Source organism: Arthrobacter sp. NQ7 (assembly GCF_029581595.2).
In the GTDB taxonomy this organism is placed as follows: domain Bacteria; phylum Actinomycetota; class Actinomycetes; order Actinomycetales; family Micrococcaceae; genus Arthrobacter; species Arthrobacter phenanthrenivorans_B.
The window spans coordinates 81,427-102,650 of sequence record NZ_JARFXU020000003.1; the positions used below are offsets into that span (position 1 = coordinate 81,427).

Genomic DNA, 21,224 nt, shown 5'->3' on the forward strand with positions numbered 1-21,224 from the left:
CCACGTAGGGCGGTCAGAACGCCCGCCGGGCAAGGCCGACTGCGTCACACATCACATCTATGACAGCTGCATTAACGTCTTCACCACGCCCGGTGAACAGCCGCACCTGCTCGACGGCCTGGTACAGCAGCATCTCCAGGCCGGGCACGACCCGCCCGCCGCCGGCCTGCCAGACGGAGGCGATGAGGCTGGGCCAGGGGTCGTAGGCGACGTCGAGCAGCACGCCCGGCGTCGAGGTTTTCAGCGCGGCTATTTCCGACGCCAGTCCGTCTGCCGCACGGGGCGGCAGGGTGGAAATGACGACGTCGGCTTCCGAGGTCGGGCGGGCGGCTTTGCTGAGCGGGCGGATCTCCAGGGCCACGCCCAGGGCGTCAGCGGCCGCGCGGACGTCGTCAGTCCGCGACGCATCGCGGACATAGACCTGGACAGTACCGGTGCCCAGTTCCTTGAGCGCCGCAACAGCGGATGCGGCCGTTCCGCCGCCGCCGAGGATCACTGCCGACGGCGCGGTCCGGGTTCCGGCGTGGCACAACGCATTGACGATGCCCGTGACGTCCGTGTTGGACCCGACGGTCCGCACACCTGCGGCTGATTCCTCGAACGTGACGGTGTTCACCACGCCCAGGGTCTGTGCCACCCCCCGCACCTCGTCCACTTCGTTGAGCATCGCCGTCTTCAGCGGCATGGTCACGGAGAGTCCGCGCCATCCCGGCTGGTTCCGGATCTGCCGCATGAAGGACGGCAGCAGCTCCTCGGTCACGTCGATGGCCGTGTAACTGATGCCCGCCCCCAGCTGTCCATAGGCCGAGAGGTGCAGGGCCGGGGACTTGGAGTGGCTGATCGGATGGCCCAGGACGGCAGCCCGCAGGCTCATGTGCAGCGGCCTGCGTTGGCCCGGCACCACGCGTTGTACTGCTCCACGTAGGCGTTGTGTTCGGCAAGCGTCTTGGCGAACTTGGTTTCCTTGGTGTCCAGGTTGATGGTCACCCAGTAGAGGTAGTCGTTGGCCTTGGGCCGTGCGGCCGCGTCAATGGCCGTCTTGCCGGGAGAACCGATGGGTCCAGGCGGGAGCCCCGGGTTCGCGTACGTGTTGTACGGGTTGGACTTGTCCTGGCGCTGTTCGTCGGTGAAGTTGAAGCTCCGGGTGCCGAGACCGTAGGTCACCGCGGAGTCAACCTGCAGGAAGCCTCCGGTCTGGTCGTTGGGCTTGAGCCGGTTGTAGATGGCTCCCGCCACGTCGCCGTAATCCGCCTGGCCTCCTTCGGCCTGCACGATGCTGGCCACCGTAACGGCCTCGTACTGCTTGGCGGGGTCGGTGATGCCCTGCGAGACCAGTTCATCCGTGGTGGCCTTCACCAGCGACTGCAGGATGTCCTTGGCGGGGGTTCCCAGCGGGAACCGGTACTCGCCCGGCGCCAGGTACCCTTCGAGGTTCTTGGCGTTGGCGGGCAGGCCGAACTGGGCGGGCTGGTTGCTGAGCGCCTGAAGCTGCTGCACGGATATGCCCGATCCCTCGGAGATTGCCTGCAGGGACTCGCTGATCCGCAGTCCCGCGCTCAGGGCGAAGTAGATGACCTTGGTCTTGTCCTTGCCGAGCAGGACGTTCACCGCGTCGGCGTTCTTCATCTCGGTCTTGAAGGTGTAGTCCCCCGGCGCCAGTGTTCCGCCGGATGCGTGGAAGGCCTGCATGAACGTATCCGCGTTGGCCACGACGCGCTGGTTTTCCAGTTCGGTGGCGACGGACCGGGTTCCTTCCCCGCTCTGGACGGTCACCTGGACCTCACCGGAGCCCGGGCCCGGGAAGTCGGAGGGCTTTCCATTGCCGAGAAGGGGCTTGAGGAACTGGGCGCCCACGGCCACCGCCGTCACGAAGACGGCCAGCGTCAGGAAGAGGGCCAACAGCCTGCGGCGCCGGCGGACCTTCTTTGAGGGCCGCTTCACCTCCTGCGTTGCCGATGAGCCGAGGAGGGGGTGCCCCGCGTCGGCATGGTCGCCGTGCAGGTGGGCCTCGTCAGGATGGACCTCGTCAGGATGGACCTCGTCAGGATGGACCTCCGGAGGTAGTTCCTCATGGTAGGCCGGCTGTTCATGCCCGGCTTCCGCGTAGTGGTGCCCTTCGACAGGCTGCCAACCGCTGTGGTGCGCAACGCCGTCGTGATGCGCTTCGTCCACGTGGTGCGCAACGCCGTCGTGATGCGCTTCGTCCACGTGGTGCGCAACGCCGTCGTGATGCGCTTCGTCCACGTGGTGCGCAACGTCGTCCTGGTGCGCAATGCCGTGGTGGGATCCGCCGGCAGGCAGCATGCCCTCGTGGGAGGCAGCCGCGGGGGCAAGGTCCGCGGCGGGGTCAGCCTCTCCGGAACCGGATGCGGGCTGCCCGTCCTGGATGGAAGGTGGTGTCGCCGGAGCCGCCGGAACATCGTCGGCCTCGGGAAGGGGTGCAAAGGTTGGTTCCGCGGCTGCGGATGCAGCGGCCGGCGGCGCGGCGGGCGGCGGCGGCACATCGCCGGTCTCGTACGCGTGCTCCGGCACCGCGTCCTGCCGGCCGGTGGCGAGGCTCTTCTCGCGGGCCCGCAGCTCCTTGCGCGTCAGTGGCCTTCCGGCGCCCCTGTCCCGGGGGCCGGTGGTGTCATCAATGTTGGCAGGGCTCACTGTTGCCTTCCATTATCTGAAGATGGGGCCGTGTCGGCGGTGGTGGCACGGACTGTTTCGTCCACTCCACCGGCCCCCAGGTCCACGGTCGGGGACGGCGCTGTCACGCGTGAGCCGACATCCGCTCCCCTGGCTTTCTGCATGTCGATGGCGTGTTGAAGAATACCCGCCGCCGCGACCTGATCAACTACTTTACGGTGGTCCCGGCTGCTCATGCCAGCTTGGTGCAGGTTCCGGTGCGCCGTGACGCTGCTGAGGCGTTCATCCACCAGGTTGACCGGAACGTCCAGGCCGCGGCCGGAAAGCTCCGCGGCCAGGAGCAGGGCGTAGTCCGTGGCCATCCGGGCCGAGGCGTGTTCCTCGCCCTTCATGGTCCGGGGCAGGCCGACAACGACCTGTACGGCGCCCAGTTCCTCGACCAGTTTGGCGATGAACCGGACGTCCGAGTTCTTCTTGGTGTTCCGGTCCAGCGTCTTGTACGGCGTGGCCAGGATCGAGTCGCGGTCGCAGATGGCAACGCCCACCCGGACGGTGCCGACGTCCACCCCCAGCTTGACGCCGTGGGGGTAGCCGCCGGCCGCAGCAGGATTGGTCATGGCCTGATTAGCGCCGTGCGATGGCATCGACGACGGCGGACAGGGCGGCACCGACCTTTCCGGCGTCGGTTCCTCCGCCTTGGGCCACGTCGTCCTTGCCGCCGCCACCACCGCCGAGGACACCGGCAGCGACGCGGACCAGGGCACCGGCTTTGACGCCTGCTTCCCGGGCGGCCTCGTTGGTGGCAACCAGGATCAGCGGGCGGTCATTGGCGACACCGGCCACGGCAACCGCGGCAGCATCCGAACCGAGCCGGTTCCGCAGGTCCAGGGCGAGGCCCCGGAGGTCGTCGGCGCCGCTGACGGTGCCGGCATCGTGGGCCACCACCCGTACGCCTGCGGCATCCTTGGCGCTGTTCACCAGCTGCGCGGCAGCTGCGGCCAACTGTTCCTTGCGGAGCCGGTCCAGTTCCTTCTCGGTGGCTTTCAGCTTGGCCAGCGTGGCCGAGATCCGGTCGGCGAGCTGCCCGGACGGAACCTTCAGCAGGTCCGTCAGCTCCGTCACCAGTGCACGCTCGGCAGCGAGGTGGCGGAAGGCCTCCATGCCCACGAAGGCCTCCACGCGCCGGTTGCCCGATCCCACGGACTGTTCGCCGAGGAGGGACAGGCTGCCGATCAGCGAGGTGTTGGCAACGTGCGTGCCGCCGCAGAGTTCGCGCGACCAGGCGCCGTCAATCTCCACCACGCGGACTTCACTGCCGTAGTTTTCGCCGAAGAGGGCCATGGCGCCCATGGCCTTGGCCTCGGCGAGTCCCATGATCCTGGTTTCCACCGCGTAGTGGTTGCGGATGGCGAGGTTGGACACCTCTTCGATCTCGGACCGGGTGGCCGTGCTGAGACCCTCGCCCCAGGCGAAGTCGAAGCGCAGGTACCCGGCCTTGTTGAAGGAGCCCCGCTGGGTGGCTTCCGGCCCCAGGATCTGGTGCAGGGCTGCGTGCACGATGTGCGTCCCGGTGTGCGCCTGCTCCGCGGCGTGCCGGCGTTCACGGTCGACGGCGGCGCGCACCAGCGAGTCGGCGCCGATTTCGCCTTCCCGGACGATTGCCTTGTGCACGCTCAGGCCCTTCACGGGGCGCTGGACGTCCAGGACCTCGACGACGAACCCGTCGCCGGTGATGAGGCCCGTGTCAGCGGCCTGGCCGCCGGCTTCGGCGTAGAACGGGGTTTCAGCCAGCACGAGTTCGATCTCGTCGCCGGTGGCTGCCTGCTGGACCTGGCGGCCGGCGCTCAGCAGGCCGCGGACGCGCGACTCACCCTCAAGCTCGGTGTAGCCCGTGAAGACGGTCTCGCCCTGGCCCAGGAGCTCCTGGAAGACACTGACGTCGGCGTGGCCGCCCTTCTTGCCCTTGGCATCCGCCTGGGCGCGCTGGCGCTGTTCCTGCATCAGGCTGCGGAACGCCGCCTCATCAACCTTCAATCCGGCCTCTTCAGCCATCTCAAGCGTGAGGTCGATGGGGAAGCCGTAGGTGTCGTGCAGGGTGAAGGCGTCCTCGCCGGACAGGGGCTTGTTGGCAGCCTTGGATTCCTTCACCGCGTCCTCAAGCCGCGCGGTGCCCGAGGCGATGGTGCGAAGGAACGCCTTCTCCTCGGCGTAGGCGATGCGGCTGATCCGCGCGAAGTCGGTCTCCACCACGGGGTACACGCCCTTCATGGCATCGCGGGACGCTGGCAGCAGCTCCGGCAGGCAGGCCTGTTCGACACCCAGGAGGCGCATGGAACGCACGGCACGCCGGATCAGGCGGCGCAGGACGTAGCCGCGGCCTTCGTTGGAAGGGGTGACGCCGTCCGAGATCAGCATCAGGGCCGAACGGATGTGGTCGGCCACGACGCGCATGCGGACGTCGTCGGTGTGGTGGGGGTCGTCCGGGGTTTCGGCGGAGGTGTATTCCTTGCCGGACAGTTCCGCGGCCTTGTCGATGACCGGGCGGACCTGGTCGGTCTCGTACATGTTCTCGACGCCCTGCAGGATCATGGCGAGGCGTTCCATGCCCAGGCCGGTGTCGATGTTCTTCTTGGGCAGCTCACCCACTATGTCGAAGTCAACCTTGGAGCGCACGTTTTCGATCTGGTACTGCATGAAAACGAGGTTCCAGATCTCGATGTAGCGGGTCTCGTCGGCCAGCGGGCCGCCTTCGACGCCGTAGGCCGGTCCGCGGTCGTAGTAAATCTCCGAGCAGGGCCCGGCAGGGCCGGGCTGGCCGGTTGACCAGTAGTTGTCCGACTTGCCCATCCGCTGGATGCGCTCAGCCGGGACCCCGGTGTTCTTCAGCCACAGTTCCTCGGCCTCGTCGTCTTCTTCGTAAACCGTCACCCACAGCCGCTCGGGCGCCAGGCCGTAGCCGCCGTCGTCAACGCCGGTGGTGAGCAGCTCCCAGGCGAACTTGATGGCGTCTTCCTTGAAGTAGTCGCCGAAGGAGAAGTTGCCGCACATCTGGAAGAAGGTGCCGTGGCGGGCAGTCTTGCCCACCTCCTCGATGTCACCGGTGCGGATGCACTTCTGCACACTCGTGGCGCGGGAGTAGGGCGGTTCCTCGCGGGCCGTGAGGTAGGGAATAAACGGCACCATGCCGGCCACCGTGAACAGCAGCGAGGGGTCGCTGGAGACCAGCGATGCGGAGGGAACCGCGGTGTGGCCCTTGCTGACAAAAAAGTCCACCCAGCGCTTTGTGATCTCCTGCGACTTCATGAGCTGTTTTCTTACCCTTCTTGGTCCGCGCCGCCCTGCGGCACGGGAATTTCGTTCAGGTGGCCGGTCCCGCGGTGGGACCCTGCCGGTTGTTGGCTGGCTGCCGGTCAGATGCCCTGGGGGCTCAGCGGCGGACCAAATCTGCGGAATCAATCCCCAGGGCGCTCCGCAGGTCGGTTTCCCGCTCCTGCATCCCGGCACGGACGGCATCGGCGAAGTCGTAGACCCCGTCCGCGAGCCGTCCCACCGCACGGTTCAGGCCCTCGGGTCCGAGGGTGGACTGGGCCTGGCTCACTTTGCGGAAGGCGATGACGCCGATGGCCACGCCGATTCCCATCCAAACAAATCTCTTCATGGTCTTCTTTTCGAATCTAGCGGCTGCGGCGGCCGGCTGCGGGCTTCCGGCGGGTGGCGAAGGCGCTGCGGACGCCGTAGCTGAACGCGGCCACCTTGATCAGCGGGGAACCCACCGTAGCGGCCACCAGGGAGGACAAGGCGGAGATGTTGGCGGATGCATCCGACACGTTGGTCGAGATGCCGTCCACCTTCTTCAGCTGCTGGTTGGTGGTGGACACCGTGGCCGTGACCTCGTCCATCAGGGGCGTTGCGCCGTCGCTGATGGATCTGATGGCAGTACGCACCTCATCGAAAACCTTCCCCAGCTTCAGGATGGGGACCGCAAGCAGCAGGACCAGGAGTGCGAACACCCCGGCAGCGATCAGGCCGGCAATATCGCCACCAGACATAGACGTTCATCTCCTCGAAATTCCGTGGTTGGGTTCCCATCCCGCGCGCGACTGGAAGGTGCGCCGCGCAGATGTCCCCCAAGTACCTTACATACAAAGAAGCCCGCGGCGCTTGCCACGGGCTTCTTTGGATACGCTGCTGGGATTTAGCGTGCGTAGAATTCGACGACGAGCTGCTCTTCGCAGGTCACCGGGATTTCCGAACGCTTGGGGCGGCGCACCAGGCGTGCCTGGAGGGCTTCCAGCTTGACGTCCAGGTAGGCCGGGACGGCAGGCAGGACGTCGCGGTGTGCACCGGCGGCTGCAACCTGGAGCGGAACCATGGTTTCGCTGCGGCTGTGGACGTGGACCAGCTGGCCCTCGCCGACGCGGAACGACGGACGGTCAACGCGGATGCCGTCAACCATGATGTGGCGGTGCACAACCAGCTGGCGGGCCTGGGCGATGGTGCGGGCGAAGCCGGCACGCAGGACCAGGGCGTCGAGGCGCATTTCGAGCAGTTCGATGAGGTTCTCACCGGTCAGGCCCTTGGTGCGGCGCGCTTCTTCGAAGGCACGGGTCATCTGTGCTTCGCGGATGCCGTACTGGGCGCGCAGGCGCTGCTTTTCGCGCAGACGTACGGCGTAGTCGGAGTCCTGCTTCTTGCGGGCACGGCCATGCTCACCGGGGCCGTACGGGCGGCGCTCCATGTACTTGGCGGCCTTGGGGGTCAGAGCGATGCCGAGGGACCGCGAGAGGCGGGCCTGACGGCGAGCACGAGTGTTGTTAGCCACTTGTGTCCTTCCAATATCTGCGGTGTGTCAGTGTTACTGGCCTCCACGATGGAGAGCATCGGCCAACCGCTGCCTTTTGCTACTGGGCACAGGGCATAACCTACTCGAAGGAAATTCGAGGGGATTGTGCGTCCGTGCCTTGCCAGACAAAGATTCAGCTTACCACGCCATCAGGTGCCCCGGACAATCTTCCGCAGCCGCTCCAGCCGTTGCGCAATGTCCCGCTCAGCGCCGTTGCTGGTGGGCTGGTAGTAGTCGCGGCCCACCAGGTCATCCGGGGGATACTGCTGGGTGGCCACGGCGTGCGGGGCGTCGTGCGCGTATTTGTAGCCCACACCGTGGCCCAGTTGCTTCGAGCCCGGGTAGTGCGCGTCGCGCAGGTGCGCCGGGATCCCGACGCCCAACCCCGCGCGCACGTCCGCGATGGCCTTGTTGATGCCCATGTAGGCGGCATTCGATTTTGGCGCGGTGGCGAGGTGGACCACGGCCTCTGCCAGGATGATCCTGCCCTCGGGCATGCCGATCAGCTGGACCGCCTGAGCGGCGGCAACGGCGGTCTGCAGGGCGGTGGGGTCCGCCATCCCCACATCCTCCGCCGCCGAGATGACGATCCGCCGCGCCACGAACCGCGGGTCCTCCCCCGCCTCGAGCATCCGGGCAAGGTAGTGCAGGGCGGCGTCCACGTCGGAGCCACGGATGGATTTGATGAAGGCGCTGGCCACGTCGTAGTGCTGGTCGCCCGCACGGTCATAGCGGACGGCGGCTGCATCCAGGGCGCGCTCGGTGTGGCGCAGCTCCACGGTGACCGGCTCATCAGTGACCGGCCCACCGGCTGCGCCGTCCTCCCCCGCGGAACGTTCGACGTCGTCCGCGTCACCGAAGGCGACGCCCGCGGCAGCCTCGAGTGCGGTCAGGGCCCTGCGGGCGTCCCCGCCGGACAGCCGGACCAGGTGTTCCAGCGCTTCGGCATTGAGCCGCACCTTGCCACCCAGCCCCCGCGGATCCTCGACGGCGCGCACCAGCAGGCCCTCGATATCGGCATCGGTCAACGGTTTGAGCGTGAGGAGCAGTGAGCGGGACAGCAGCGGTGAGACCACGGAAAACGACGGATTTTCCGTGGTGGCTGCCACCAGGACCACCCACCGGTTTTCGACCCCGGGCAGCAGCGCGTCCTGCTGGGCCTTGTTGAAGCGGTGGATTTCGTCCAGGAACAGCACCGTGGTGGTTTTGTACAGGTCGCGGGCCGTCAGGGCGTCGTCCATGACCCGGCGGACGTCCTTGACGCCGGCGGTGATGGCGGACAGTTCCACGAACTTCCGGCCGGGTCCGCGGGCGATGACGTGCGCCAGCGTCGTCTTTCCGGTACCCGGGGGTCCCCAGAGGATCAGGGAGCTGGGACCCGCCGGCCCGGCGACGTCGGCACCGGCGCCGGCCGCCAACTGCCGCAGCGGCGACCCCTGGCCGAGGAGGTGCTGCTGGCCCACCACTTCGTCCAGCGTGCGCGGGCGCATGCGGACGGCCAGCGGGCTGCGCGGCGAGCCCTGCCCCCGCGCGCCCTGCCCCCGTACACCCGCGCCGCGGGATCCGGTGCCTCCCCCGGCGACTGGACGGTCGTCGTCGTCGTCGTCGTCTTGTTCTGGCCCGTTGCCGAAGAGATCATCCACATAGATAGGCTACTTCCAGTCCGCCACTGCTTTTCCCCGACACTTTCTCCCCCGACGCACTTTCTCCCCCGACGCTTCAAGGAAGGACACATGCCTGCGCCAGTTCCCGCCAGTGGCCCGCCCCCGGTTCGGACGGCGTTCGTGTCCGGCCCGCGACTGGCGGGCTGGGCGGGGCGGTTCGGCGCCTCGCATGGTGGCTTCCGGCTGCAGGACGACGACGACGGCCTGCGCCTTCTGGCAGCGGACGGCACCGCCGCGCTGCTGCAGGCGCCGTGGCCGGCGGACGGGCGCCCGGGACGGGGCAGCGGCCCCCTGGAGCGGCTCGCGGCCCTGGCATCGCAGCCGCGCCGCCTGGGACTGCTGCTGGTGCGCCGCGGCGGCTACGGCATCGGGGTGGCGGCCGAGGGAATGCTGCTCGCGTCGAAAGCGGGGACCCGGTATGTCCAGTCGCGGACCGCGGCGGGCGGCCAGTCCCAGCAGCGGTTCGCGCGGCGGCGTTCCAACCAGGCGGACGCGTTGGTTTCGGCAGTGGCACAGCAGGCCGCCGGCGTATTCCAGGCGGCCGCCTTCGAGTACTTGGTGCCCGGAGGGGACAGGGCGCTGGCGGACCTGGTCCTCCAGGACCCCGCCCTTCGGGAGTACGCGTCTTTGCCGCGCCTCGCCTACCTCGATGTCGCCGAGCCCCGGGCCGCCGTCTTGAAGAAGGCCGCGGCCGACGCGTGCTCGGTCAGGATCACGGTGGCCGACGCGCCTGGCTGAGCCCGTGCGCTCTGCCCAAGCATGGGAACAGGCAAACCGTCTGGGTGCCTGATCAGCACCCGGTCAAGGCCGGGCGTGGGCGTTCCTGCCGGTACAGGTAGCGTCCGGCTTCGCGGAATCCGGCTTTCGCGTACAACGCCTGGGCACCGTGGTTGGCGGCGGTGACCAGCAGCCAGAAGTCCGTGACGCCGCACTCCCTGCCGGCATGCAGCAGGGCCTGGAGAATGGCCGCCGCGTAACCCCGGCGGCGTGCGTCCGGAAGGGTGGCCATGGCGTACAGGCCACCCCGCGGCGAGCCGGCGGGAAGGGCGAGCCGCCCGACGGCGGCGGGCCGGCCTTCGCCGTCGCGCAGCAGCGCATATACGGCCGGGCATCCTTCCAGGATGGCCCGGGCAGTGGCCAGGGCCTCTTCCCCGCCGCGGCCGTCCACCTGCCACCAGACCCGCAGCCATTCCGTGGAGGGCGCCGCGGAAAGTTCGACCCGGACAGCACCGGAACTGCCTGCGGGATCCGCACCGGGAGGTGCAGCACGGGTCATGACAAGGGTCTCGGACTGGCGTGTGAAGCCTTCCGTGTCCAGCAGGTCGTGGAGCGCTTCCATGCCGGGGTTGTCGAAGAGCTGGAAGATCACCGGCAGCCGGCGGCTCCGGTACCAGGCCCTGGCTTCTGCAAGCAGGCTGCGGAGGTCGTCCCGAGGCTGCCCGGCAGACGCGGTCCGTGGCCAGATGGAGTTGGCCCGCTGGGTCACTCCCCCGGCTGCACGGAGGATCCATCCTCCTGCGTCATGGCGTTCCAGGGCCGGCCAGGCGGCGTCCATGACCGACTCCAGTTCCCGGCGTTCGATGCTGCTGTACGTGGTCAACGGGCAGGCTCCTTGATGAACGAAGGGAGGTTCCCCGGAAACGTCCGGGGAAACCTCCCTTGGCTGCTGTCTGCGCGGAGTTGCAGGCGCTACTGCTTTTCTTCCGGCTTCTTCTCTTCGGGCTTCCGGGCCTCCGGCTTGAAGTCCACGCCCGCTTCCTTGCGCTGCTGGGGCGTGATGGGCGCCGGGGCCTCCGTCAGGGGATCATGGCCGCCGCCGGACTTGGGGAAGGCGATGACGTCGCGGATGGAGTCGACGCCGGCGAGCAGTGACACCACGCGGTCCCAGCCGAAGGCGATGCCGCCGTGCGGGGGTGCGCCGTACTTGAAGCCCTCGAGCAGGAAGCCGAACTTGGTCTGGGCGTCCTCCTTGCCCAGGCCCATCAGTTCGAAGACGCGCTCCTGCACTTCGCGCTGGTGGATACGGATCGAGCCGCCGCCGATTTCGTTGCCGTTGCAGACGATGTCGTAGGCGTAGGACAGCGCCGACTCGGGGTCCTTGTCGAAGGTGTCCAGGAATTCCGGCTTGGGAGAAGTGAAGGCGTGGTGGACGGCCGTCCACTGGCCCGTACCGACGGCGACGTCACCGGAGGCGACGGCAGCGGCAGCGGGTTCGAACATGGGGGCGTCCACAACCCAGCAGAATGCCCAGGCGGTGGGGTCGATCAGGCCGGTGCGGTGGCCGATCTCCACGCGGGCAGCACCCAGCAGGGCGCGCGACGGCGTCTTCTCACCGGCAGCGAAGAAGATGCAGTCGCCGGGCTTGGCGCCGACGGCGTCGGCCAGGCCGGCGCGTTCCATCTCGGTCAGGTTCTTGGCCACGGGGCCGGCGAGTTCGCCGTCCTCCTTGTACAGGACATAGGCAAGGCCCTTGGCACCGCGCTGCTTGGCCCATTCCTGCCAGGCGTCCAGTGCGCGGCGCGCCTGAGAGGCACCGCCGGGCATGACCACGGCACCAACATAGGGCGCCTTGAACACGCCGAAGTTGGTGTCCTTGAAGAATTCCGTCAGTTCGGTCAGCTCCTGGCCAAAGCGGAGGTCAGGCTTGTCGGAGCCATAGCGGGCCATGGCGTCGGCGTAGGTGATGCGTTGGATGGGAGTGGGAATGTCCACGCCAATGAGCTGCCATACGGCCTTGACGATGTTTTCGCCGAGCCGGATGATGTCGTCCTGGTCCACGAAGCTGGCTTCGATGTCCAGCTGGGTGAATTCCGGCTGACGGTCGGCGCGGAAGTCCTCGTCGCGGTAGCAGCGGGCGATCTGGTAGTACTTCTCGAATCCGCCTACCTGCAGCAGCTGCTTGAACAGCTGCGGCGACTGCGGCAGCGCGTACCAGGAACCGGGTGCCAGGCGCGCCGGAACCAGGAAGTCACGGGCGCCTTCCGGGGTGGACCGGGTCAGTGTGGGCGTTTCGATTTCGACGAAACCCTCGTGGTGGAGCAGCTCGCGCGCCACCCGGTTCGCTTCGGAACGGAGGCGCAGGTTGCGGCTGGGGCCGGGACGGCGCAGGTCCAGGTACCGGTGCTTGAGGCGGGCTTCCTCGCCGACTTCCACATGCTCATCAATCTGGAACGGCAGCGGGTCCGAGGTGTTGAGGATGGTGACGTCCTCGGCGATGACCTCGATCTCACCCGTGGCAAGGGCGGGGTTCTCATTGCCCTCCGGGCGGCGGGAAACGGTGCCCTTGACCTGCAGCACGTATTCGTTGCGCAGACCGTGGAACACTTCCTCCTCGCGGACCACTACCTGGGCCACGCCGGAAGCGTCGCGCAGGTCCACGAATGCCACACCACCGTGATCACGACGGCGGCCCACCCAGCCGGCCAGGGTTACGGTTTGTCCAATGTGCTCGGAGCGAAGGGATCCGAGGTCATGTGTGCGCAGCACAGCACGCCTTTCTGCGGGAAAACAGTGGGAAATTCAATATGATCGTTGCGGGAACGATCCCGTCCGAGTTTACCCGCTGGAAAGGTACTGCCGCCGCATGAGCGAACCGCAGCAACTGGAACGCAGGCTGGGAACCTTTGATGCCACCGCCATTGGCCTTGGATCCATGCTGGGCGCCGGCGTGTTCGTGGTCTTCGCCCCGGCCGCCGCCCTGGCCGGCAATCTCCTGGTCCTGTCCGTGGTGGTGGCGGGGGTGGTGGCCTACTGCAATGCGGTGGCATCCGCGGCACTCGCCGCCAGGTATCCCACCAGCGGCGGGACATACGTCTATGGCCGGAATCAGCTGGGGGAATGGCCGGGTTTCCTGGCCGGCTGGGGCTTTGTGACCGGCAAGACGGCGTCCTGCGCGGCGATGGCCCTGACGTTCGGCAGTTATGTGGCGGCTGGCTACGCCGTCCCGGTGGCCGTTGCCGCCGTCGTGGCCCTGACGGGTGTCAACCTGCTGGGCATCACCCGCACCGCCCTGTTGACGAGGATCCTGCTGTGCGTGGTCCTGGCCACGCTGGCGTTCGTGGCCGCCGCCGCGCTGGCCGGACCGCATCCCGCAGTCCCGTCCGCCGGCACACTGTCCGGCAGCGCGGGCGGCGTCCTGTCCGCCGCCGGGCTGGTCTTCTTCGCCTTCGCGGGGTACGCCCGGATCGCCACGCTGGGTGAGGAAGTCAGGAATCCGGAACGCGCCATCCCCCGGGCCATCCTCGCCGCCCTGGCGGCCGCGTTCGCCATCTACCTGATGCTGGCCCTGGTCCTGCCAGCCCATCTCGGGGCGCAACTGGGGGCCACCCGGACTCCCCTGCTGGACGCCGTGCGCGAGTCAGGGCTGGCCGCCGGCGCACCGCTGGTGCAGGCCGGTGCCGCCGCAGCCTGCCTGGGCGCATTGCTCGCACTCATCACCGGGGTTGGCCGGACAACGCTGGCCATGGCACGGGAGCGCGATCTCCCCGGACCGTTGGCCAGGGTGGGCGGGAGCCACACCGTTCCGTTCGTCGCCGAACTGGCCGTCGCCGCCGTCGTCATCCTTCTCCTGCTGACCACCGATGTGATGACCGTGGTGGGCTTCTCAAGCTTTGGTGTGCTGGTGTACTACGCGGTAGCCAACGCCTCAGCCTTCACCCTTGCCACCCATCCCGGCTACGCTCCCCGGTGGCTGAACGCCCTGGGCTTCGTGGGATGCGTGGTGCTTGCCTTCACGCTTCCGGCGGCGTCCGTCCTGGCTATGGCAGCTGTCCTCGCGGCGGGCCTGGCCGGGCGCTGGCTGGTGCTGCGTTTCCGGCAGGGAAACGCAGCGGGGCCCTGAGCTCCGCGCTACACCGAGGCTGCTGCGGGAGCGGTGGTCTGCACCTGGACGGTGAGGTCCTCCACCGGCGGCATCCATGTTTCGGGAGTGGCCAGCACCTGCTCGCCGGTGCGGATGTCCTTGACCTGGTGGGTGCCGTCGTCGTCGGTGAACCAGACGAAGGGGATCCCGCGCCGGTCAGCGAACTTGATCTGCTTTCCGAACTTCTCCGCCTTCGCGGCCACCTCGGTGGGAATGCCGCGGCCGCGCAGCAGGGCGGCCACATCCTGGGCAGCGCCCCAGCTGTCGTCGTTGTTCAGGGCCACCAGCACGGCGGTGGGAACCGAACGGGACGCCTTGGCCAGGTCCTGGCTGAGGATCCGGGACACCAGGCGGGTCACGCCAATGGACAGGCCGACGCCCGGAAACTTCCGGTTGCCCTTCGATGCCAGGGCGTCGTACCGGCCGCCGGAGCAGATGGAGCCGAGCTGTTCGTGGCCCACCAGCACCGTTTCCACCACGGTGCCGGTGTAGTAGTCCAGGCCGCGGGCGATGCTGAGGTCCGCCAGCACCTTGCCGGGAGCCCGCTGCACGGCCGCGTCGATGACCTGTTCCAGTTCATCCAGGCCTTCATCGAGAAGGTCATTGCTGACCCCGAGGGCACGGACCTGGCTGACAAATGAGGTGTCCTCGGTGCGGATGGCGGCCAACTGCAGCGCCTTGGCCGCTTGTTCATCGGAGGCTCCGAGCTCGCTCTTGAGCAGTTCGGCCACCTTTGCGGGGCCGATCTTTTCGAGCTTGTCGATGCTGCGCAGCACCCCTGCGGTGTCCTCGAGTCCGATGCCGCGGTAGAAACCCTCGGCGAGCTTCCGGTTGTTGATCCGGAGGCGGAAGTCCGGAATGGGCAGGGCGCTCAATGCCTCGGCGATGACGAGTGCTATCTCGACGTCGTAACGGAACGGAAGATCGCCGTCGCCTACGACGTCGATGTCCGCCTGCGTAAACTCGCGTGCCCGGCCCTCCTGCGGCCGCTCGCCGCGCCACACCTTCTGGATCTGGTAGCGGCGGAACGGGAACGCCAGGTATCCGGCGTTCTCCACCACGTAGCGGGCGAAAGGAACCGTCAGGTCGAAATGCAGGGCAAGTGCGTGGGGATCGGCTTTTCCGCCCTTGACGGGGTTGTCGCTTTCGTCCTCCTGGAGCCGGCTGAGTCCATAGACTTCCTTGTCGATCTCCCCTTTGCGCAGCAGCTGGCCCACGGTTTCCACTGCCCGGGTTTCGATTGAGGAGAACCCATGCAGTTCAAACACGCGCCGCAACGTATCAAGCACGTGCAGCTCCACCATCCGCTCCTCGGGAAGCCACTCGGGGAATCCGGACAGGGAGGCGGTGCGTGCCATGGGAAAGGTTCTCCTTAAGGGAAGGGCGGTGCGCCGACGCTGCCTGCCGCAACCCCTTCGGAGGCAACGTACGGCGGCAGCACAGCCAGCCATGCATAAACTATGTGCGGCAGCCAGTTTATGCGTCATCCGTGTGCATCTCTAATGCAGCGGACACACAGCCTGGCCCTGAACACCTGCGCTCCGGCGGCCAACCGCCGGGCACCAGCAGCCCGACGATGAGGAGGACCCTTGGCGGCCAGTTCACGCAGTGCCCGCGAAGCGAAGCGGCGCATTCAGCAGATGGAAGCCAAGCGTGAGCTCCGGCGCGGCCAGGAGAAGCGGCGGAAGCGGGACAACCTCGTCGCCGCAGGTGCCGGAACCGCCGCCGTTGCCCTCGCCGTCGTCCTCCAGCTCACTGCTTTCGCCGGGAATCCCACCGAGGACGAATATGCAGCCGCCCAGGCGGGCCTGACGGAGCCTTCGGCCACCGCAAGTGCCTCGGCGACTCCCTCAGCGCCGGCGACCAACGGGCCCAACATTCCCCCGGCTGACACCGCCGCAGGCAAGACGTTCACGGGCGAACTGGTGTTGAATGGCAGCCCGCTGGGCGTTGAGGTGGACGGGACCAAGGCGCCCCAGGCTGCCGCGGTCTTCAAGTCGCTCGGCGATGAAGGCTACTTCAAGGGCAAGACGTGCCACCGGCTGACCACTGCTGACCAGTTCGCCGTCCTGCAATGCGGCTCGCCCAACGGCGACGGGCAGGGCGACCCCGCCTACACCTGGGGCCCGCTGGAAAACACGCCGGCCGACAACACCTATCCCGCCGGCACCATCGCCGTTGCCCGCACCGGGAACAACGCCTATGGCAACGGGACACAGTTCTTCATCGTGTACAAGGACACCGTCATCCCGGCAGACGCCGCCGGCGGCTATACCGTGGTGGGAAAGGTGACGTCGGGACTCGATGTGGTGACCGGCATTGCCGCCGCGGGCGTCACCCCTGGCAGCAGCGACACGGACGGCGCGCCAAAACAACCAGTCACGATAGACTCGTTTTCTCTGAAGTAGGAAGCCTGGCCGCAGAGGCCACGGTGCAGTACGTGAGTATTTCCCTCCAAGCGAAAGACTTTTAGCGGTGACAGACAGTCAGAAATCCGACGAAACAGCTACAGACGTGACCGAAACGGCAGTACCGGAAGCTACGGAAGCAGTACCGGACGCTGCAGGAAACGGCGGCGCGCACGAGTCTGCAGCCCCCCAGGAGTCCGCGGAAACGCCCGCTGCTGCCCCTGCCTCCGCACCGGCATCCCCGGCTGCTCCAGCGCCGCGGCCCTCCGCCCCCTCGCCCGCCGCCTTCGCGTCACGGCCCAAGCCCGCTGCCGCCGCTCCCGCGGCCGCCCCGGCCCCCGCTGCGCCCAGCACCTCCGTCGCTGAGGCGTCCAAGTGGGGCCGCGTGGAGGGCGATGGCCATGTTTACCTCACCATCGACGGCGGCGAGCACCCGGTGGGGCAGTACCCGGGCGTCAGCGATGAAGAGGCGCTGATCTACTTCGCCCGGAAGTACGACGACGTCCTCGCCCAGATCGTGCTCCTCGAGCAGCGGGTCAGCTCCAAGGCGCCCAGCACGGATATGCAGAAGACCGTGACGCACCTGCGCGAGCAGCTTGCGGAGCGCAACATGGTGGGTGACCTCCGCGCAGCCGAGGCACGGCTGGACACCCTGTCCGGCCAGATCACTGAGCTCGAAAAGGCCGAAAAAGCCGAGCACGACGCCGTCCGCGCCGCCGAACTGGCAGCACGGGAGGCGATCGTTGCCGAAGCCGAGCAGATTTCCGGCCAGGACCCTGCCCAGACGCAGTGGAAGACCTCCAGCGCCCGGATGAACGAGCTGTTCGAGAGCTGGAAGGCAGCCCAAAAGAGCGGCGTGCGGCTGGGCCGCAGCAATGAGGACGCCCTCTGGAAGAGGTTCCGGGCAGCCCGGACCGTGTTCGACCGGCACCGCCGGGCATACTTCTCTCAGCTCGACAGCAACAACTCGGCGGCAAAGGCCGCCAAGGAGAAGCTGATCGCCGAGGCTGAAGCGCTGTCGACCTCCACGGACTGGGGCTACGCTGCGGGCGAGTACCGCCGGCTCATGGACCAGTGGAAGGCCTCGCCGCGGGCCAGCCGCAAGGACGACGACGCGCTGTGGGCCCGGTTCCGCGCGGCGCAGGACGTCTTCTTCACGTCGCGCCAGGCCGCCAACGACGAGATCGACCAGGAGTACGCCGCCAACCTCACCGTCAAGGAGGCGTTGCTGGCCGAGGCCAACACGATCCTGCCGGTCAAGGACCTGGCAGCGGCCAAGAAGGCGCTCCAGTCCATCCGCGACCGCTGGGAAGAAGCCGGCAAGGTGCCGCGCGCCGACATGGGCCGGATCGAAGCAGGGCTGCGGAAGGTCGAGGACGCCGTCCGCCACGCCGAGGAAGAGCAGTGGCAGCGGTCCAACCCGGAGCGCAAGGCCCGGACCAACAGTGCACTGTCCCAGCTGGAGTCGGCCATCGCCGGGCTGCAGGAGGATCTGGCGGACGCCGAGAAGACCGGCGACCAGCGCAAGATCAAGGCTGCCCGGGAAGCCCTGGAGGCACGCCAGGCATGGCTCGACCAGATCCAGCGTTCGGCCAGCGAGCTGTCCTGATTCTCCCGTCCTGATGTGACGGCACAGGCCCGGTCCCGGTTATCCACATAGCCGGGGTCGGGCCTGTGCCTGTTGGGCGCGGTCCGGGCAGGATGGAGGCATGGCCCCACCTTCCGTTTCTTCCACCGCCGCCCCAGGCAGGGACGTTGGATTGAATGCGTCCCGGGCGTCCTGCCGGGAAGCCGCGGCGGAGCCGGCCGGCCCGCCCCGGTTCCCGGAGCTGTACGCGCCCGGCATGCCCTTCGCCGGCCCCGAACTGCAGTCCCTTGCAGCGGACGGGTTGCTGGCGCGCTTCCATCAGAACGGCTACACCCTACCCGGCACGCCCGCGTCCCCGCAGCTGCGGGCAAGGGCAGCCGCCGGGGCGGTACCCGCGGCAATCCGGCAACGGGTGGTCGCCGGGCGGATGACGGCGGCGTGGATCTACGGCTGCGCAGCCGAACAGGACAGGCTTGCCCTGCTGGTGGACGCCAAGCGGAGGGTGTCCAGCCTCCGGAGCACCCGCGGCTGCACCCTGCACGAAGTGAAGCTTGGTCCGCTGGATGTCGTCAGCCTCGGCGGCCTCATGGTGACCAGTCCGCTGCGGACCGCCCTCGATATTGCCCTGCATGTGGAACCTGAGCGCGCCGTACCCGCCCTGGCCGGACTGCTGGCCCGGCCGCAGCAGGATGTACGGTTGCGGCTGCTGGTACTCGCTGTTGAGGCGACTCCCCGGGTGCCGCACAAACGTGCCGCCCTGGCGAAGCTTGCCCTGCTAGCTCCGGCGCTTGTTTCCGGTGGTGCGGTAGACGTCGAAGACGCCGTCGATTCTGCGGACGGCGCTCAGGACGTGGCTGAGGTACTTGGGGTCGCCCATCTCGAAGGCGAACTTTGAAATCGCCACCCGGTCGGTGGAGGTGTGGACGCTGGCCGCGAGGATGTTCACGTGGTTGTCCGACAGGACCCGCGTCACGTCCGAAAGCAGGGACTTGCGGTCCAGGGCCTCAACCTGGATTTCCACCAGGAACACGCTTGACTGGGTGGGAGCCCAGTCAACATCGACAATCCGGTCCGGCTGGTCCTTCAGGTCCGAGATGTTGGTGCAGTCGGTGCGGTGCACCGACACCCCGGAGCCCCTGGTCACAAAGCCAAGGATCGGGTCGGGTGGAACCGGCGTACAGCAACGGGCCAGTTTCACCCAGACGTCGCCGACGCCGCGGACCACCACACCTGAATCCGAGAAGCGGGCCTTGGTGACCTGCGTGGGGATGCTGACTTCCTCAACGTCGTCATCTGCGCTCTCGTTGCCGCCGAGGCTTTCGATGAGCTTCTCCATGACCGACTGGGCCGAGGTGTGCCCGTCACCCACGCCGGCGTACAGGCCGGAGATGTCCGCGTACTTGAATTCCTCGGCGACGGCGGCCAGGGCCTCATGCGTCATGAGCCGTTGCAGCGGAAGGTTCTGCTTCCGCATGGCGCGGGTCAGCAGCTCCTTGCCGCGGTCGATGGCCTCTTCACGGCGTTCCTTGCTGAACCACTGGCGGATCTTGTTGCGCGCCCGGGCGCTCTTGACGAAGTGCTGCCAGTCCTGGCTGGGACCGGCGCCCTCTGCCTTGGACGTGAAGATCTCCACCCAGTCGCCGTGGTTCAGTTCACTGTTGAGCGGGACCAGCTTGCCGTTGACCCTGGCGCCGATGGTGCGGTGGCCAACCTCGGTATGCACGGCGTAGGCGAAGTCGACGGGGGTTGACCCGGCCGGCAGCGCCATGACTTCGCCCTTGGGCGTGAAGACGAACACCTCGCGGGCGTTGATTTCGAACCGGAGCGAGTCCAGGAACTCGCCGGGATCGGAGGTTTCCTGCTGCCAGTCCACCAGGGAGCGCAGCCAGCCCATGTCGCCGTCGCGGGGGCTTCCCGGGCCGACGGCGGTGCGGTTGGGCTGGTCCTTGTATTTCCAGTGCGCGGCCACACCGTATTCGGCCCGGCGGTGCATCTCGTGGGTGCGGATCTGGATTTCCACGGGTTTGCCGCCGGGACCAATCACCGTGGTGTGCAGCGACTGGTACATGTTGAACTTGGGCATCGCGATGTAATCCTTGAACCTGCCGGGCAGCGGGTTCCAGCGCGAATGCATGATGCCCAGGGCGGCGTAGCAGTCCCGGACGGAGTCGACGAGGACGCGAACACCCATGAGGTCGTTGATGTCGTCGAAGTCCTTGTCGCGGACAATCATCTTTTGGTAGATGGAGTAGTAGTGCTTGGGCCTGCCGGTAATCGTCGCCTTGATCCGTGCGCCGCGCAGGTCTTCGGTGATCTGGTCGCGGATGACGCCCAGGCTCTTCTCCCGCTCAGGGGTCCGGTCCCCTACCATGCGGACGATCTCTTCGTAGACCTTGGGGTAGAGCGCCGCGAAGGACAGGTCTTCAAGTTCCCACTTGATGGTGTTCATGCCCAGGCGATGGGCGAGCGGAGCGAAAATCTCCAGGGTCTCGCGGGCCTTGCGGGCAGACGATTCCGCCGACACGAAGCGCCACGTCCGGGCGTTGTGCAGCCGGTCCGCCAGCTTGATCATCAGGACACGGATGTCCTTGGCCATGGCCACGACCATCTTGCGGACTGTCTCGGACTGGGCGGCCTCGCCGAAGCTGACCTTGTCCAGTTTGGTCACGCCGTCCACCAGCATGGCCACTTCCGGGCCGAAATCCCGCTTCAGGTCTGCGAGGGTGTAGGGGGTGTCCTCCACGGTGTCGTGCAGCAGCGCTGCCGCGAGGGTGGTGCCGCTGAGGCCCAGTTCGGCCAGGATGGTGGCAACGGCCACAGGGTGGGTGATGTACGGGTCCCCGCTCTTGCGCTTTTGCCCGCGGTGGCTGCGCTCGGCCACGTCGAAGGCGCGCTGGATGAGGTCGAAGTCCTCTTTGGGGTTGTTGGCGCGGACGGTCCGGAGGAGCGGCTCCAGGATGGGTGAGTAGGTGGTGGTTCCGCGTCCGGTCAGGCGCGCAAGCCGGGACCGGGTGCGCTCCCGGCGGCCGGGGAACGTGGCGCGCGACCCCGAATTGTCGACAGGGACCAGGGATCCAGGGCGCGCAGGCGCAGCCGCACCGGCCTGTACGCCGGCAGGACTCTTATCTTCCTGTGCCGTTGGCGCCGACGCCGAACGTTCTTCCAATGAAGCACCCCTCACACCGTCTTAATTACCCCAGTCTATTCCCCCGGGCAGCCACTTTTATAA

Annotated in this window: 17 protein-coding genes; 5 read left to right on the forward strand and 12 right to left on the reverse strand. The window is 67.6% G+C overall.

Annotation, left to right across the window (positions count from 1 at the left end; all coding sequences use genetic code 11):
* Positions 1 to 13: 13 nt before the first annotated feature.
* From PUN71_RS05170 to PUN71_RS05205, 8 genes are all read right to left on the reverse strand, one after another.
* Positions 14 to 874, reverse strand: coding sequence for a shikimate dehydrogenase (locus PUN71_RS05170; RefSeq protein ID WP_277797571.1), 861 nt, complete (start codon positions 872 to 874; stop codon positions 14 to 16).
* The gene (mltG, locus tag PUN71_RS05175; protein WP_277797572.1) at positions 871 to 2,652 is read right to left on the reverse strand and encodes an endolytic transglycosylase MltG; all 1,782 of its coding nucleotides are present in this window, start codon (positions 2,650 to 2,652) and stop codon (positions 871 to 873) included. Before mltG ends, PUN71_RS05170 begins: the two co-directional genes overlap by 4 nt.
* The gene (gene ruvX / locus PUN71_RS05180; RefSeq protein ID WP_277797573.1) at positions 2,649 to 3,248 is read right to left on the reverse strand and encodes a Holliday junction resolvase RuvX; all 600 of its coding nucleotides are present in this window, start codon (positions 3,246 to 3,248) and stop codon (positions 2,649 to 2,651) included. Before ruvX ends, mltG begins: the two co-directional genes overlap by 4 nt.
* 7 nt (positions 3,249 to 3,255) lie before the next feature.
* Positions 3,256 to 5,934, reverse strand: a complete 2,679-nt coding sequence (gene alaS / locus PUN71_RS05185) for an alanine--tRNA ligase (protein WP_277797574.1) — start codon at positions 5,932 to 5,934, stop codon at positions 3,256 to 3,258.
* A 124-nt stretch (positions 5,935 to 6,058) separates the two neighbouring features.
* The gene (locus PUN71_RS05190) at positions 6,059 to 6,289 is read right to left on the reverse strand and encodes a DUF6167 family protein (protein WP_277797575.1); all 231 of its coding nucleotides are present in this window, start codon (positions 6,287 to 6,289) and stop codon (positions 6,059 to 6,061) included.
* 16 nt (positions 6,290 to 6,305) lie between these two features.
* Positions 6,306 to 6,680: a DUF948 domain-containing protein gene (locus PUN71_RS05195; RefSeq protein WP_043454431.1), complete on the reverse strand. Its 375-nt coding sequence runs from the start codon at positions 6,678 to 6,680 to the stop codon at positions 6,306 to 6,308.
* A 146-nt stretch (positions 6,681 to 6,826) separates the two neighbouring features.
* Positions 6,827 to 7,453: a 30S ribosomal protein S4 gene (gene rpsD / locus PUN71_RS05200; protein WP_043454433.1), complete on the reverse strand. Its 627-nt coding sequence runs from the start codon at positions 7,451 to 7,453 to the stop codon at positions 6,827 to 6,829.
* A 170-nt stretch (positions 7,454 to 7,623) separates the two neighbouring features.
* Positions 7,624 to 9,117: a replication-associated recombination protein A gene (locus PUN71_RS05205; protein WP_277797576.1), complete on the reverse strand. Its 1,494-nt coding sequence runs from the start codon at positions 9,115 to 9,117 to the stop codon at positions 7,624 to 7,626.
* 90 nt (positions 9,118 to 9,207) lie between these two features.
* On the opposite strand from PUN71_RS05205, the gene PUN71_RS05210 reads away from it, so the two are divergent.
* Positions 9,208 to 9,876 carry an acVLRF1 family peptidyl-tRNA hydrolase gene (locus PUN71_RS05210; protein WP_277797577.1) on the forward strand — a complete coding sequence of 223 codons (669 nt, stop codon included), beginning with the start codon at positions 9,208 to 9,210 and terminating at the stop codon, positions 9,874 to 9,876.
* Positions 9,877 to 9,928: 52 nt separating this feature from the next.
* Here PUN71_RS05210 and PUN71_RS05215 read toward each other — a convergent pair whose 3' ends face one another.
* Positions 9,929 to 10,738, reverse strand: a complete 810-nt coding sequence (locus PUN71_RS05215; protein WP_436976225.1) for a GNAT family N-acetyltransferase — start codon at positions 10,736 to 10,738, stop codon at positions 9,929 to 9,931.
* An 89-nt stretch (positions 10,739 to 10,827) separates the two neighbouring features.
* On the reverse strand, positions 10,828 to 12,624 hold the full coding sequence (gene aspS / locus PUN71_RS05220; protein ID WP_277797578.1) for an aspartate--tRNA ligase: 1,797 nt from the start codon (positions 12,622 to 12,624) through the stop codon (positions 10,828 to 10,830).
* A gap of 97 nt (positions 12,625 to 12,721) precedes the next feature.
* On the opposite strand from aspS, the gene PUN71_RS05225 reads away from it, so the two are divergent.
* Positions 12,722 to 13,978 (forward strand): APC family permease, encoded by a 1,257-nt coding sequence (locus PUN71_RS05225; RefSeq protein WP_277797579.1) that lies wholly within the window; start codon positions 12,722 to 12,724, stop codon positions 13,976 to 13,978.
* Between the two features lie 8 nt (positions 13,979 to 13,986).
* Here the strand turns inward: PUN71_RS05225 and hisS are convergent, their stop codons facing one another.
* Positions 13,987 to 15,357 carry a histidine--tRNA ligase gene (hisS, locus tag PUN71_RS05230; protein ID WP_043454443.1) on the reverse strand — a complete coding sequence of 457 codons (1,371 nt, stop codon included), beginning with the start codon at positions 15,355 to 15,357 and terminating at the stop codon, positions 13,987 to 13,989.
* 231 nt (positions 15,358 to 15,588) lie between these two features.
* Here hisS and PUN71_RS05235 point away from each other — a divergent pair, with 231 nt between their 5' ends.
* The 3 genes from PUN71_RS05235 (at position 15,589) to PUN71_RS05245 (ending at position 18,890) form a co-directional block, all read left to right on the forward strand.
* Positions 15,589 to 16,407, forward strand: coding sequence for a peptidylprolyl isomerase (locus PUN71_RS05235; protein WP_277797580.1), 819 nt, complete (start codon positions 15,589 to 15,591; stop codon positions 16,405 to 16,407).
* 67 nt (positions 16,408 to 16,474) lie between these two features.
* The gene (locus PUN71_RS05240) at positions 16,475 to 18,016 is read left to right on the forward strand and encodes a DUF349 domain-containing protein (RefSeq protein WP_277797581.1); all 1,542 of its coding nucleotides are present in this window, start codon (positions 16,475 to 16,477) and stop codon (positions 18,014 to 18,016) included.
* 100 nt (positions 18,017 to 18,116) lie between these two features.
* On the forward strand, positions 18,117 to 18,890 hold the full coding sequence (locus PUN71_RS05245; protein ID WP_277797582.1) for a hypothetical protein: 774 nt from the start codon (positions 18,117 to 18,119) through the stop codon (positions 18,888 to 18,890).
* On the opposite strand, the gene PUN71_RS05250 is transcribed toward PUN71_RS05245, so the two are convergent.
* Positions 18,771 to 21,161: a RelA/SpoT family protein gene (locus PUN71_RS05250; protein ID WP_277797583.1), complete on the reverse strand. Its 2,391-nt coding sequence runs from the start codon at positions 21,159 to 21,161 to the stop codon at positions 18,771 to 18,773. The two genes, PUN71_RS05245 and PUN71_RS05250, sit on opposite strands and share 120 nt — an antisense overlap.
* Between the last annotated feature and the right edge of the window lie 63 nt (positions 21,162 to 21,224).